The sequence below is a fragment of the Paenibacillus sp. 01L418 genome (assembly GCF_056400045.1).
This window is the reverse complement of record NZ_JBFTSN010000121.1, coordinates 1-15,881: the sequence shown is the minus strand read 5'-3', so window position 1 is coordinate 15,881 and position 15,881 is coordinate 1. Positions and strand designations below refer to the sequence as shown.

The following is a 15,881-nucleotide window of genomic DNA, read 5'->3' as shown; positions in this document are numbered from 1 at the left end:
CTAGTGGATGGGTCTCTTTTTTTGTATTTCGTGGCTTAACTCTCCGCCTTTTGCTTGGCGCCATATGAACAGATCACGCATCTGATATATAGAAGTTTAATAGAAACAAGGTGATCGGAATTGCTGGATTAAAAGCTGCTCGTCAACCCGACTTAGTGTTGATCACTTGTGCAAGAAACCCTCTTGTTCCCGGCTCTGCACGCCGAATTGCCTCAGTCCGTGTGATCGGCAGCGCTGTGCCCTGCAAAGCTACTTTGGTACCAAATGGATTGCTTATCACAGCATTGAACTGCCTGCTAGACGAATTCAAAATCGTTTATAAGAAAAAAACATCAAATATGAGCGGGTATTTGTTGCAGCGTTTTCGGAATATTTAAGTGGGGAGGGGTGGTGGGAGTTGCTCCTTTTTTTATGACGAAGTGTATTATGAATTGCGACAGCCAGAAAACAATAGGTCCGCAAGCTTTGTTTGACAAGTTTTAAATTCCTTGTAAATGGACTTTCAGGTGAAGGATAGCTATCGCAGTTCGAAAATATCCATTAAAGAATGAACTTAACAAAATGCACAAAAGGTTAAATTCATGGAAAACGCGAAATGGTAGCTAAAAACCAGCTTCAAGAAGCGCGTTTTTTTGTTTTCGAATCCTGTATAACTTGTACTTAACATTTTGATTCTATTGTATAATTGAGATAAACATTTCGGTTGAGAGGAGGAGGGTTACCCTGAGACCATCTCAAGGTGCGAATACCGTTCAACCAATCCGTGACCTGGAGAAGATCCGTCAGATTAAAGAACTACTCAAACATAGATCTTACAGGGACTATTTTTTGTTCTTTATGGGTATTAATTCAGGCTTGAGGATTGGTGACATTCTTCCTCTACGAGTAAGCGATGTGAAGACGACCATGCATCTTAAGGTAAGAGAGAAGAAGACTGGGAACACACGTCGTATTTTAATAACGGAAACACTTAGAAACGAAATTGAAAAGTATTGCCGGTCACTGGGAGATTCTGATTATTTGTTTCCTTCACGGAATGGGGATAAGCCGATTAGTCGTGTACAAGCCTGGAACATTATTAATGCTGCTGCGCGGGATGCCGGCATTCTGGACTCCATTGGGACACATAGCATGAGAAAAACTTTCGGTTACCACTTTTATCAAAAGTACAAAGATTTGGCGCTACTACAACAAATCTTTGGACATTCGTCCCAATCGGTGACCTTACGTTACATTGGGATCACAGACGACATGATTGACCAAGCTATGAAAAACTTCTCTTTATAAAAATTTGGTAGTATTTAAAAGAATTTTAAATGAGGCCGATAAACATATGGTACATATTTATCAAAAGGTACTATACCCAAATTAACTACAGCGATTTATCCGTTTTTCACGGCTGATAAATTTGACGAAATATGCGTGATGCTTGATATAGGTGATATTACTGAGCTGAAAGAACGAAAAATTAATGGAGGTTACATAATGATTACATCAGAAGAAATTAAACGTAGATTATGGGACGGGGCAAATGAACTGCGTGGTTCAATGGATGCTAGCCGTTATAAAGATTATATGCTTGGGTTGATGTTCTACAAGTTTCTGAGTGATAAAACGTTAGAAACATTCAAAATGAGCAGTGGTTTAGGGCAAATGACTGAATCCGAAGTGGTAGAGGAATATACTAAGGCAAAAGCAGAATACGGTGTAGAACTAGATAAAATGATTCAAGTTGCACTCGGCTATTATGTTTCGCCTGAATATCTCTATCAGACGTGGTTAAAAGACATTAATTCAGGAGATTTTGAAGTTCAAAAGGTGACGGACAGCTTGAATAACTTCGAACGTACGATTGCTGTGTCGGGTGATTCGAATGACTTCAAAGGATTGTTTTCAAGTTCTACACTTGATTTAACGGATACTGCTTTAGGTAGCAATTTAAACGAACGCAGTAAAAATATTAAAGCACTGATTTTGTTGTTTGCAGACTTGAACATGGTGGCTTTGCAAAAAGGTGATGTACTGGGTGATGCGTATGAGTATCTTATCGGTCAGTTTGCAATGGAGTCGGGAAAAAAGGCAGGAGAATTCTACACGCCCCAACAAGTTAGTGAGGTCATGGCACAAATTGTAGCAAAAATGTCTAATGTTAAGACCATCTATGACCCGACTGTCGGTTCGGGTTCACTACTTTTAACCGTTAAGAAGCATTTAGATAAAGATGTTCAAAAGGATTTAAGCTATTATGGGCAAGAAAAGAATACAGCAACCTATAACTTGACTCGTATGAATCTATTACTTCATGGTGTTCGTCCAGAAAAAATGACGATTAAAAATGGTGACACGCTATCACATGACTGGCCGGAAGATCCAGAGCGTCCGAACGAGGGTGTGCAGTTTGATGCGGTAGTAATGAATCCGCCGTATTCCGTGAAAAGTTGGAACAAAGCAGGATTAAAAGTTAGTGACCCTCGCTTTGAAATTGCAGGAGCATTGCCGCCAGATTCTAAAGGGGATTTTGCCTTCCTTTTACACGGACTATTTCACTTAGGCCAGAACGGTACGATGGCGATTGTGTTGCCTCACGGTGTGTTATTCCGTGGTGGAGCTGAAGGGGAAATTCGTGAACGGTTGTTAGAGAAAAACTACATTGATAGTATTATTGGATTGCCAAGCAACTTATTTACCAATACAGGTATTCCAGTAGGTGTGATGATTTTGAAGAAGAATCGTAAAATAGATGATCCTATCTTAATTATTGATGCTTCTCACGGCTATGTTAAAGTGGGGAAACAAAATGTCCTAAAAGAAAAAGACATCGCAAAAATTGTGGACACATATGTTGAGCGTAAAGAAGAAAAGGGCTATAGCTACCTAGCGAAACGTGGAGAAATCCTTGAAAATCAATACAACATGAACATTCCTCGCTACGTCGAAGCGATTGATGAAGAAATCCCTCAAGATGTTGATGCTCACTTACTTGGCGGAATTCCCGAAAAAAACATTGAAGACTTAAAGGTTTTACAGTCTACCGTGCCAGATATTTTAGATCAATCTTTAAAGGAAATTCGTAACGGGTATGTTGAACTTTCGAAACCAGTTGAGGACATCTCTAAGGAAATATTAAGTGACTCTCGCATTGTTGAAAAATCAAAAGAAATCGAAAGCAAAGCAAAATCGTATGTTGATAAATATTGGAGCATTTTACGAATGGTAGACAATAGAAGCAATTTGACTCAGTTAATGGATGAAATGCTTGTTGAAATCAAGACGATTTTGGCGGAGTTTAATTATATTGATATTTACGATGGGTATCAGGTTGTGGCAGAGATTTGGAAGAATGCGCTGATACATGATATCGAAATCATCTCATTGAGTGATTTTTATACAGCAGGACGTACTCGTGAACCCAATATGGTAACGAAGGGAACTGGTGATAAAAAACGTGAAGAGCAAGATGGCTGGGTCGGTATTATCGTACCGAATGAGTTGATAGCAAAATATTTATACAGTGATGAGTTAGAAGAAATCGAATCAAAGAGAATGCGTATCCAAGAAATTGAAAATGAGCTTTCAGACTTGGTGGAGGCTGCTAAAGTTGAAGATAGTGATGAATCCAGTGCTCTAGGCGAGATCTTGGATGAAGCTGGTGAGAATTTCGAAAACAAATCAATCAAGGCTGAGATAAAAAAGGCAGACAAGGGAACGGTTGAATATAAACTACTGAAAAAAGTTGAGGAGTTATTTACAGAAAAATCAGCACTTAGCAAAGCAGTGAAAGCTGATGAAAAAGCGCTCAAAGAAGCTGTACAAGAGCGTATTCTAACGTTGACAAACGATGAGATCGACGATTTGATGTATAAAAAATGGTTCGGCAACACAGTGGATACTATAGTTGGTTTGGCAGAGCTACCGCTAAGAAAAGAGCTGAATACGTTACAAATGTTGCACAATCGTTATGCCGATACATTGTCAGCGATTGATGAGAAAAGTCGTGACTTGGAATCGGCGTTTGAAGCCTTGATGAGTGAATTGGTGGTGGGATCATGACGGGACAAACAAGTTTAGTACCAAAACGGCGATTTAAGGAGTTTCAAAACACTCACGATTGGGAACAGCGTAAGTTCCTTGATAACGTCAAAAATATAGTTGATTTTAGAGGAAGGACACCCAAAAAACTCGGTCTCGATTGGAGCGTAACTGGGTATTTGGCACTCTCCGCACTTAATGTCAAAGACGGCTACATTGACCCAAGCGCTGATGCTCATTATGGCAATCAGGAACTATACGACAGATGGATGACTGGGCATGAATTAAGAAAAGGCCAGGTGCTTTTCACGACAGAAGCACCGATGGGCAATGTGGCTCAAGTGCCTGATAATACGCCATATATCCTCAGTCAGCGGACGATTGCTTTTGATGTTGAGCCTGAAAAAATGATGGACGACTTCCTGTTTGTTTTGCTTCGATCGCCTAATGTTTATTCGGCTTTATCGGCTTTATCGAGTGGTGGAACAGCTAAGGGTGTTAGCCAAAAGTCAATGTCGCAATTGAGTGTTACTGTCCCCAAAAATCTTTTCGAACAAAATCAAATTGCTTCGTTTTTTAAAGGGATAAATGACCTCATCACCCTTCATCAGGGTAAGTTAGAAAAGACGAAAGCATTAAAATCTGCTTATCTTTCTGAAATGTTTCCCGCTGAAGGTGAGCGTGTGCCAAAACGGAGATTTGCAGGATTTACTGACCTTTGGGAACAGCGTAAGGTTGGAGATATCGGTACTATACAAACCTGTAAAAGAATTTTCAAGGAACAAACAAGTGAAAGTGAAGACATTCCATTTTACAAAAATGGAACACTTGGCAAGCAGGCAGATTCATATATATCAAGAGAAGTTTTCGACGAATTTAAAGAGTTATATCCGTTCCCAGAAATTGGAGATGTATTAATGTCTGTTGTTGGCAGTATCGGACGAACTGCTGAATATATGGGGGAAGATGAATATTTTCAAGATTCAAATATTGTATGGTTGAAAACTAATAAGGATGAGATAAATAGAAAATTTCTTAAAATATCCTATCAAATTATTAATTGGATTATTGAGGGCTCAACAATAAAACATTTGTATAATGATAACATATTATTGAGTCAAATTTGGCTGCCGTCTATTTCCGAACAAGAGCAAATTGGTGCGTTTTTTGAAACCTTTGACAACCTCATCACCCTTCATCAGCGTAAGCTGGAAAAACTACAAAATCTAAAAAAAGCATACCTAAATGAGATGTTTGTTTAGAAAGGGGGGCGGCATTCATGAGCAATGTACCAAAAAGTGCGTCAGAGAAAACTTTTCAAGAGAACTTTATCAAAGAACTGCAAAAATATAAATGGGAAGCTCCCAACTTCCTGAATGGTAATAAGCAGAAAGTAACCGTTGCTGACCTGGTTAATCATTGGCGTAGTGAACTCAATCGTATAAATGCTGACCAGCTTGAAGGTTTAGAATTGACCGATAATGAGTTCAATCAAGTGATGGCTAAAGTTCATCAAATCAGCAACAGCTATGAAGCTGCAAAGATACTAGCCATTGAAGAATCAAAAGGCAAGATTGACGGAATTTACCGTGATGACAATCCAAAAATTAAAAGAAAACAAATCACGTTGACCATCTTCAAAAAAGCAGAAGTGCGTGGTGGGGATTCTAGTTATCGAATTGCTAGAGAAGTACAGACACCCAACAACAACCGTTATGATATTGTATTACTGATCAACGGCTTGCCTCTTATCAATATCGAGCAAAAACGTACAGATAAAACGCTGGATGAGGCATTTGGACAGTTTATGCGCTACTATCGTGACGGTGAATATAGTAATAACTTTATGGCTTTTTCGCAGATGATGGTCATTACTTCTGAAATCGCCACTCGCTATTTCGCTACACCAAAAACAATCGGAGACTTTAACCCTAGTTTCGTCTTCCATTGGGCAGATAAAGAAAATACTGTGGTAAACCCTTGGGAAAAAGTGATTGGACAATTTTTGATGATTCCAATGGCACATCAGATAGTAGGAGATTATTTAGTTATTGATGAAGCACGTGAGGAAGAAAACAGACGGCATATGCTCATGCGTCCCTATCAAGTACACGCCCTACAAGCCGTTGAAGGTGCGGCATTCGGCTGGGACAATGATAAAAAAATACCACATGGCGGTTTTGTTTGGCACACAACAGGCTCAGGAAAAACGATTACTAGTTTCAAAACAGCATTGTTTTTATCGACTAGAGCAGGATTTGATAAAGTCGTCTTTCTTGTTGATCGACGTGAGCTAGACAATCGGACCAGTGAAAACTTCAAAGCATACGCTGCTTATGAGTCGGTTTCCGTTGATGATACGCAACACACCTACCAGTTAAAAAAGATACTGAAGTCAGCTAAAAACGGCATTGTGGTTACAACGACATTTAAACTAAATTTTTTAGTGAAGGAACTAGAGGAAGCTCACGATGCTAGTTTAACAGATAAGAAAATAGTTTTTATTATTGATGAGGCACACCGTACGACAATGGGACAGATGATGGGAAACATTAAGCAATACTTCAAGAAAAATGGACTATTCTACGGCTTTACGGGCACACCTTTATTTGATGAAAATAAGATCAAAGGAAAGGTCGATGAAAAAAGCGAAGTCATCAATACTACGGAGAAGCTATTTGGACCTAATTTACATCAGTATACGATAGATGAAGCGATTGCAGATAAGAACGTACTAGGTTTTCATGTTGACTATATCAATACTGGAGAATTCAAGAGTTACGATGATTTAAGAGAGCAACTAGCTGAGAAAATGAAAGAAGAACAGCCAGATATACCAGAAAGAGAAATTGAACGTCAAGCTCAAGCATTGTCAGAATCTGACGTTGAAAGGCAAGCGAAGAAAAATAAATTACTTGTGTATCAAGATGAAACACATATCCCGCGTGTAGTTGAAGAAATTCTAAATAACTGGGAATCACAATCACAAGGCAGGGAATTTAATGCGATTTTGACAGTTGCCTATAAAAATCGAGTGATGGCTTATTACGAGGAATTTAAGAAGCAACTAACTGAGCGTGGAGAAATACTAAATGTCGCTATGACCTTTAGTTTTGGTAATGAAAATGATCCTACGCCACTAGATCCCCAAATTGTCAAAGCTATGTTTAAGGACTACGCTGTATTTACTGGCATTACTTTTGTGGCTGGTGATAAAAAACATGGTGAGGATGCTTACTTTGAAGATGTCGTGGAACGTGCCACACGGGGCGGTAGCGGACGAAATTCTAAGAACATAGACCTCGTGATTGTTGCAGACCAGCTACTGACAGGTTATGACTCTAAGCGGCTTAATACGCTTTATGTTGACCGTTCACTTGAACTTCAAGGTTTGATTCAAGCCTATTCACGAACAAATCGTATATTCGGCTCTACTAAAGAGTTCGGAACGATTATTAACTTCCAATATCCACGAATTACCGAAGAAATCGTCAATGAGGCTTTGAGGCTATACGGTAGTGGTGGAAAGAGTAGTAAGGCAATTGTTGATACTTATGCAACTGCGGTACAAAAGCTAGAGATAAAAGTTGCTGAAATGATTCCGACTTTACCTGACCCTAAAGACTGGCAGACAATTGGAAATGATAAAGAGAAAAAAGAAGCATTTATACTTGCTTTTAAGGATACTGCCGAGCAGTTAAATTTGGTCGAACAATATTATGAATTTAAGTGGGATGATAGTACTTTTGGGATTGATGAGCATACTTGGCTGCAATATGTCGGTGCTTATAAAAACTTAACTTGGCAGCCAGGAACTCCATCTCCGCCTACACCAGTTAATACGCTTGTTGGAAAAACAAAGCTAGCGGGGACACAAGTAATTGATGCAAACCATATTCTTAGTTTAATCGGTTCAAAAGTCACTTCACCAAATGGTGTGCAAACCGTGGACAAAGAAACACTACGTATTATTTATGAACAAATTCAAGAGTTAAGTAATATGGGGGAGCATGAGCAAGCACAGTTATTGAAGGAATTTGTGGATAATGAGCTTGTGCCTGGTAACTTATCGAGTGGTTTGAATTTTGATGAAGCATTTGAACTTTGGAAAGCAAGTAAGCTACAGAATGCGGTGAATGATTTCTCTTTGGGGTGGGGGTTGGATAGTAAGCTACTTGAAAAGTCGGTGAATGCTTACTCTACATCACAGCCTAATGTTGTTCCCTATATTCATGATCTCATTAGTAGTGTAGATTACAGTAAGGCAACTAATAAATTGGCTGGAAATATGTTGAAACATAATATGATATTAACTACCAAACTTCCAGAGTGGATTGCTGAAACCAAGCAAAAATATAACTAACTTGATGGTAGTTTTGAAGTGACGATGAAAAGAAAGAATAACAGGTAAAAATAGAATATGTTTGATTATTAGGGTCGAGGAGATACATTCCTTGGCTTTTTTTGCTTTCGCTCGGGAACAGCATAAACTTGAGGACGTTGTTTCTTAGTTCAAGGAAGGGCTGATATGAAGATCGACTTGTGGTACCGCATGTTTGGACTACTCAAGGAACTAAACAATTAAGTGTTCGAGTACGCCCTTTACTCTACCCTAACGGCGGGGTGCATTCGACACTCACCCTGTGGCATTCTTCTGTCTAATAAACGATCGTTTTTTAGACTTTATGAAAATCAGCATAAAACACCAAAAATAGATCATTGTTACAGTCTATTTACTCGTCTAAAATTCAAAGTATATTAATTAAAGCGATCGATGGTTAAATAGACAATAGGAGAGTAATAAAACAACTAAAATTGGGAATGCGCGTGTTTCGACTTTCGATCAATCCAAGGATTCACAAATCGATTCTTTGAATGCATCTGATGCACGCTCAGTCTTTATATCGTGTGCAAAGTAATGACAAAGGACATTAAGAGGGCTAAATGGAGAATAAGGTTAAGACGTATGCTAGATTACAGCATTGTCTTTTTTTTCAAGCTTTACTATTGAGTATTGAGATTCAAGAGTCCACAAAGAAGGACTATTGTACTATTTTGTCGAAATCTACCAAAGGTAATGATTTCCGATTAGTGGTAACACATGACACTTAAGAAATTTCAACAATTTACTCTAGTTAGTTATAAGGAGTCCTAACAGAAAGTAATGAAATTAGACTATAAGCAGTAAACATAACCACAACATATAATTTGATTTGGAAGAGTCAATCAACTAGGAGGATCAGATGAGCGAGAAACAAATATCAACGACAGCATTAGCAAAAGAATTGGGGTTACAAGCAAAGCATCTGTTTCAATCTTTAACGGATGCAGGATGCATTCTAAGAGAAAATGACGCTTGGGTATTAACCAATAAAGGTGTCGAGATGGGGGGAACAATGAAGAGCCATCCACAGCATGGTACCTATATAGCGTGGGATGGAAGGATAAAAGAATATCTTTCAGAAATTGGTGGCTCTGATAAATTATTGAGCGCAATTACACTGAGTAAGCATTTTAATATATCAAAATTTAGAATTAACCCAATTTTATCAGAGCTTGGAATGCTTCAAAAAAATGTAAAGGGTTGGACCGTAACAAAGCTTGGAGAAAGCTTAGGTGGAAAACAATTTGAATATGAGCAAACGGGAGTCCCTTATGTTTGTTGGGATTCAAGTATACTGACAAACAAAAGGCTTATCGAAACCTTCCAGTCCGTTCAAGGAACACCGGCGGAAGATATTAAAGAAGATAAGCTACCTTCTAGTTCTAATTTTCGTGATAAGTTTGAGGCAAAGCATCGTGCAGCCGATGGACACTATGTTCGTTCTAGAGCAGAAATGTTAATTGATAATTGGCTGTATATGTCGGAAATCGTCCATGCCTATGAACGGAGATTACCAGTGGAAGAAGAGGTTTATTGTGATTTCTATCTTCCTGTTGGAAAAGTATATATTGAGTTTTGGGGTCTAGAAAACGATGAAAGATATGTAGAACGAAAAAAAGAAAAGATAAAGATCTATTCAAAATATGGATTTAATTTAATAGAACTTGTTGATAGCGATATCCAAAACCTTGATGATCTATTACCTAAGAAGCTTTTGAAGTTTGGGATTCAAGCGTACTAAGAATAAAATATTGAATGTTTATTGATCTTATATAACTTTACTTAAGAAGGGGTATTCTGGTTGAATAATGAACTCGCTCAATTAATGAATCAAAGTTTATTAGCTCCATTAATCTTTATATTCATGTGCATCCTCTTCTTCTTATTTTTAGGGGCAGTGTTGTATTACCGATTTCTCAGCCCTTGGATACCAGAAAAGCTTGCGAGCTTAGTTGGGTTTGCTGGATCTGCTTATATTTTAATGACCTGTGTAAATCAATATGAAAAAGTAAAAAGCTTAGTTGCTTCTTGGAATGTGACAGCTATGATTATAGTCATGTTTTTCTTGATAGTCACAATTGGCGTTGTTATACGTCTAATTCCAAGTAAAAAGAAAAAGAGAGATAGGAAAACAAATCGGAAATCAAATAATAGCAATAAATCTCAAAGACTGCATTCAAAGCAAAGTAGACCGGACCAAGAGATTTTAAGCAGTTCATTAGAAAGTATGTCTGGTGCTGAATTTGAACGATTACTTGCCCTTTATTTCAGCGATCAAGGATTTACGGTTCGTGAAGTCGGTATCGGAGGGAAGGACGGTGGTGTAGATCTAGTCATCATCGATCAGAGAGGTGAGAAAACAGCTGTACAGGCAAAATGTTATGCAAGTCACAATCTAATTGGCGTACAGGTTGTTCGTGAATTGGTCGGAGCTAAGCGAAATCATGATTGTATTCTTAGCCTTCTTATCACAACATCAGATCTAACAGGCCCAGCTAGAACAGAGGCGGAGAAGTTTAAAGTTGATTATTGGCACGGAGGAATAATTGAACAAAAATTAAAAACATGGGGCAAATGGAAACCGGGGAATAAGGAGTCTAAGAAAATACCTAAAACCTTGAAATCCACAATTTCTGAATTACAGACAACTCAAAACCAACTAACTGTGTCATCAGAATCTAACTGCACGTGTGGAGCTCCAATGATAAAAAGAAAGAGCAGAGAAGGTAGGGAATTCTGGGGTTGTACTTCATTTCCTAAATGTAGGCATACAAGATCAATATAGATTGATTCTATTTTTTACCGGAGATACACTTAAAGTCAGGAAAAGACGCCATATCTTGATTAAAGCCCAACACAAAAAAACCAAAAAGTCTAACTGATAGTTTGGAGCGAAATCATATGACATTGCCACAAGAGCTTGCTTCGATATTTCGGAGCCGACAAAAATCTTACAAAATGGTCTTAATTCTATCTATTCTTGATGAATATAAACAGTCTTTCAATCGAAGGGTACCGCTCAACCAAGTGGCTGAGCGGTTTTTATCGTATTACAGGGATCGCAGTATGAATGGAGCACAAGTAGATTATCCGCCTCAGGGATCAGCGTTTAAATGGAGTGACTTTACACTGGGCCAAACCAAGTCGTTACTTAAAACACCTATTGATGCTTTATCCTCCATTCTGGAAGCAACATCCGAGACCATTACCTTCAAACCGGATATATGGGATAAATTGAATGACGATGTTTTAGCCGAATTAAGAGATTATGCTCGCATTGAATTGTCGAACTACAACAACCAATTGAGCTCGGCTCCGACAATATCATTACAGGAGTCTCTTTCGCAGATTTTAAATACATACATTGAAGCTAAAACTCAACAGTTTGCTAATCATCAGCTAGGCAAGCTCTTTAGGCAATCGTTACCTGAGTATCTGAGAGCATTACCTTTTATGAATGGAGACTATAAGGTACAAGGCTCGATAGGCCAAGGCAATTGGGCCAACATCCCTTGGCTGGCTATTCTTGATAAGCGTCTAACGACAACTACTCAGCAAGGGGAGTATGTCGTTTATTTGTTCGCAGAGGATATGAGTGCTGTCTATTTGACCCTTGCTCAAGGAGTAACAGTACCTCTAAAAGAACATGGAAAAAGAGATGGCTATCAATATTTAGAGCAAAAGGTGCAGGAAATGAGAGAGCTCTTGCCGCTTCAAAACTTACACAAGGACGCTGATATTCATCTAACTGCTAGTGGATTGGGAAGAGATTATCAAGTATCGACCGTTGCATATGCTCGCTATGATCGAGATAACATCCCCGAAGATGACATTCTTATTGCTGATCTAGAAAACGTGATGAATAATTATAAGCTTTACGCTGATCAAGTAACCGAACAACAACAACCAGCAGCTCCTCCAACTTTTAAATACACAATGGCACATCTCTATTTGGGTCAAGGAATTATCTCTTACTTAGGTAACAACAATTATACTCCTATAAACATCGATGAACTGGTTTCCAATCAAGCAACCGTTCTTATTTCAGGGGACGATGTTAAGAACCCCAAAGAACGGATTCAACATGTGGGGAGAGCCTTACAGGAGCTTGGTCAAATTTCAGTAGAAAATGGGTACTATTCTTTAACTCCTCAAGGGACAAAGTATTATTTGGTTTTTGATGAAAATAAATGGAGATTGAGCCCAGAGCAGGTTCAAATAATAAGACGCTATCTGGGAGAATCAAATGGAGAACATGCTACTAATCTCGCAAAAGTAATGAATCTAGCTATTTCATTAGTGGAGGAGCTTGGTAGATTTTCGCTGGACGAATTCAATACCGCTTTTATTTCGGCAATGGGGCTTGAAGAAGAATGGGGAACGGTTACGCAAGAGAACAGGTCTCGCTTTATGTTGAATTGGCTAGAGGAGCTTCAATTTGTAAAGAAAACAGGAGACCAATATATGTTCCGAGTAGATGAGGAGGTCGAGCCTTTGGATACAATGACGGTTTCGGAACGGCTTAGTTACATCAAATCCTTCATCCGTAACAAAGGCTTTCAGTTTCCGAATGAATTAATAGAGAATCTATACCTCTCTCTCAAAACAAAACCATTTGTCATTCTAGCGGGCGTATCCGGAACGGGAAAGACAAAACTAGTGAAATTATTCGCAGAAGCGCTTGGCGCGCTTAGCCATAACCAGCAATTTACTCTTATTCCTGTGCGTCCAGACTGGAGTGATCCGTCGGACCTAATAGGATATATGGATTTATCGGGTGCGTTTCGTCCGGGACGGTTGGCGGAGGTACTTGTGGAGGCTTCGAAACCAAGCAATCGACACAAGCCGTATTTCATTTGTTTAGATGAGATGAACCTAGCTAGAGTAGAGCACTATTTTAGCGATCTACTTAGTATTATTGAAACGCAGGAGTGGCAGGGTGATGGTATTGTGACAATGCCACTTATTAATAAGGACACTCTTACAACAGTAGATCAACCGATTTATGGAAACCTATCGCTCCCGGATAATGTTTATTTAATCGGGACTGTCAATATGGATGAGACGACGCATCCTTTTAGCAAAAAGGTACTGGACCGCGCCAACACGATTGAATTTAACTATATTAATCTTGAGCAATTTCCAGATCAAGCTGTTCAATCGAATGAGGCAACAACTGTTAAGGCCTCGAATGCTTTTCTACGTAGTGAGTATTTACAGCTCATTGATGCTTATGGGGATTATCAAGAGCAGGTTAAGCAAGTCACAGCGAAGCTGGTCAAAGTGAATAACATATTGGAGCAAGTCCATTCGCATGTTGGATTCCGTATACGAGATGCTGTTTGCTTCTATATGATCTATAACGACCGGTTCAGTCTTATGAGTGAGGATGAAGCGTTCGATTTACAGTTATTGCAGAAAATATTGCCACGCGTTCAAGGCAGTAGCTCATCGGTCAAGCGCGTACTTCTTCTACTAATGCAGGAAGCACTAGGCAAAGCGTTGCCTGTGAATAGCTTGATGGATGACGCCTCCGATCTTTATGAGAAGTGGAGTGCGCATGAACCGGAAGAGAGAGCTAAATACCCGATGAGTACTCGGAAAATAGCCTTTATGTTGCGGAGGTTAGAGGAAGATGGATTCACCTCCTATTGGCTCTCTTAATCAGAGTGTTGAGCTGCTCCGGATTGAAACGAGCCTGTTTAATTTGTACATACAGGGTAAGCCGTTCCATCCAACGGTAGATACGCTGCAATTGCATAGAAATGATGATAATCAGCTCATTGAAGCACAACTGCAAATTTCTGCGCCCTCGACTGCACTTTTAATAGAAAAAGTTTCAATGTTTCATCCTGAGACAAAGGAACTATCGGATTGGAAGACGGGCATACCGAGCTATCCGCTCTTTTATGAAACGCAGGCTTACGAGATCGTCATCGAAAAAAAGCAAGACATTCCGCTTACCTTTTTCCATGAAAATGTTTATTTGAGGCAAGTGGTTAAGCCGCTGGGCAATATGATCTTATCTGGCGTTTTAAACTTTCAGAATGAGGTTGGTCTGACTGATCTGGAGCTGCGTTTGAATGGACAGGCTATTTTAAAGGTTCAGCTTGAAGTTTTTCCAGTCAAAATGGATTATAAAAATGATTATCAAATGATTTTAAATGACGTCAATCAACAGATCTATAACTTATCATTTGATTTTTTGCGTAAAACGTATAATCTAACGGGTCTCAAGGAAACACGTCATCAAAGCTTAACCGAGTTCTTCACGATCCTTCAGCATGTATTCGCTCAGCTTGTGCAGGCGGTGGAACGGATTAATAGCTCGCCTCACTCCAAGCATCAAGTGGAGAACCGAGTAGTAGAAGCAGGACGTTTGAAGAAGACGGGGAAGGAAAGCATTTCCTATCTGACCAGGCGTCCGCAGCTACTCGTACAGGACGATAAGCTTGGTTTTATTCCAATGAATGGACAACGCTATTACCCAAGCCATGCGATTGAGACGAAGCGGCATGTGGATTATGATACAAACGAGAATCGTTTTATTCGTTGGGTTCTGCTCCGTATTGCGAGTAAGCTTAAAGATCTGAAGACTCGCCTAACTGAGAAGGGACGCCTTAAGGATCCGATGTTGTCGCGGAAGCTGAAAGATATGCAATCGCAGCTACAAAGGCTGCTCAAGCTAGACTTTTTGAACGTTAAGGAGATGAGGCAGCTCTCCGTATCGCTTGTGCTTCAGATGGCGCCGGGATACCGCGAGGTGTATCGTAACTATTTGATGTTGATGAAGGGACTCTCTATCCAGAGTGATCTGTTCCGATTATCGATGAAGGATCTGGCGCAGCTATATGAATACTGGTGTTTTCTCAAGATTCATGACTTGCTGAGTCGTAAGTATGAGCTGTTGAAGCAAGATATTATTAAGGTGAACCGGACAGGCGTGTTTGTTACTCTAGACAAATCGCAAAAGGCAAAGATGGTTTACCGTAATCCGAAGAATAGCGAGATTTTTACGCTGTACTACAACACTTTGCCGAGTGGTGAGCAAACGCCGACGATTTCTCAAAGGCCCGACAATGTGTTGACATTGAAGAAGAACGATTCCGATGCGGTATATAAGTATATTTTTGATGCGAAGTATCGGCTCAATCCAGCGTATGAGGGGACTCCCTACCGAAGGGATTACAAGCTTCCGGGACCGGAGGAGTCCGATATTAATACGATGCATCGATACCGTGACGCTATTGTGTACGCAGAGGGAGGCGGGAAAGAATTGGAACGCAGCATGTTCGGGGCTTATGTACTATTTCCCTATCACAATGAGGAGCAGTATGAAGAGCATAAATTTTATAAAAGCATTGAGCTGATCAATGTTGGAGCTCTACCGTTCTTGCCGGGATCCACCAAGCTGATGGAAGCCTTCCTGGATGAAATCATTATGGATAGTCCAGAGAAGGCATACGAA

The 15,881-nt window shown here is 39.6% G+C and carries 9 protein-coding genes; 8 read left to right on the top strand and 1 reads right to left on the bottom strand.

Annotated elements, in window-relative coordinates; genetic code table 11:
* Positions 1-142: 142 nt before the first annotated feature.
* Positions 143-280, bottom strand: a complete 138-nt coding sequence (locus tag AC1DSE_RS16215) for a hypothetical protein (protein ID WP_441879651.1) — start codon at positions 278-280, stop codon at positions 143-145.
* A 443-nt stretch (positions 281-723) separates the two neighbouring features.
* Here AC1DSE_RS16215 and AC1DSE_RS16210 point away from each other — a divergent pair, with 443 nt between their 5' ends.
* From AC1DSE_RS16210 to AC1DSE_RS16175, 8 genes are all read left to right on the top strand, one after another.
* On the top strand, positions 724-1,287 hold the full coding sequence (locus tag AC1DSE_RS16210; RefSeq protein ID WP_477509329.1) for a site-specific integrase: 564 nt from the start codon (positions 724-726) through the stop codon (positions 1,285-1,287).
* Between the two features lie 198 nt (positions 1,288-1,485).
* Positions 1,486-4,050 (top strand): type I restriction-modification system subunit M, encoded by a 2,565-nt coding sequence (locus tag AC1DSE_RS16205; protein ID WP_477509218.1) that lies wholly within the window; start codon positions 1,486-1,488, stop codon positions 4,048-4,050.
* A complete protein-coding gene (locus AC1DSE_RS16200; protein WP_477527895.1) occupies positions 4,047-5,291 on the top strand; it encodes a restriction endonuclease subunit S in 1,245 nt (414 codons plus the stop codon). Before AC1DSE_RS16205 ends, AC1DSE_RS16200 begins: the two co-directional genes overlap by 4 nt.
* A 17-nt stretch (positions 5,292-5,308) precedes the next feature.
* Entirely contained in the window at positions 5,309-8,392 is a 3,084-nt protein-coding gene (locus tag AC1DSE_RS16195) for a type I restriction endonuclease subunit R, EcoR124 family (protein ID WP_477509216.1), read from the top strand.
* A gap of 880 nt (positions 8,393-9,272) precedes the next feature.
* A complete protein-coding gene (locus AC1DSE_RS16190; RefSeq protein WP_441879643.1) occupies positions 9,273-10,154 on the top strand; it encodes a glycerol kinase in 882 nt (293 codons plus the stop codon).
* A gap of 60 nt (positions 10,155-10,214) precedes the next feature.
* Entirely contained in the window at positions 10,215-11,198 is a 984-nt protein-coding gene (locus AC1DSE_RS16185; RefSeq protein ID WP_441879641.1) for a restriction endonuclease, read from the top strand.
* A gap of 116 nt (positions 11,199-11,314) precedes the next feature.
* Positions 11,315-14,077, top strand: coding sequence for an MrcB family domain-containing protein (locus tag AC1DSE_RS16180; RefSeq protein ID WP_477509215.1), 2,763 nt, complete (start codon positions 11,315-11,317; stop codon positions 14,075-14,077).
* The coding region (locus AC1DSE_RS16175) for a DUF2357 domain-containing protein (protein ID WP_477527894.1) at positions 14,049-15,881 on the top strand (1,833 nt) is incomplete at its 3' end. The genes AC1DSE_RS16180 and AC1DSE_RS16175, both read left to right, overlap by 29 nt.

What these genes read in the sequence shown, in the direction of transcription:
- AC1DSE_RS16205 (WP_477509218.1), top strand. Translation starts at nt 1,486, where the DNA reads ATGATTACATCAGAAGAAATTAAACGTAGATTATGGGACGGGGCAAAT.
- AC1DSE_RS16200 (WP_477527895.1), top strand. Translation starts at nt 4,047, where the DNA reads ATGACGGGACAAACAAGTTTAGTACCAAAACGGCGATTTAAGGAGTTT.
- AC1DSE_RS16195 (WP_477509216.1), top strand. Translation starts at nt 5,309, where the DNA reads ATGAGCAATGTACCAAAAAGTGCGTCAGAGAAAACTTTTCAAGAGAAC.
- AC1DSE_RS16190 (WP_441879643.1), top strand. Translation starts at nt 9,273, where the DNA reads ATGAGCGAGAAACAAATATCAACGACAGCATTAGCAAAAGAATTGGGG.
- AC1DSE_RS16180 (WP_477509215.1), top strand. Translation starts at nt 11,315, where the DNA reads ATGACATTGCCACAAGAGCTTGCTTCGATATTTCGGAGCCGACAAAAA.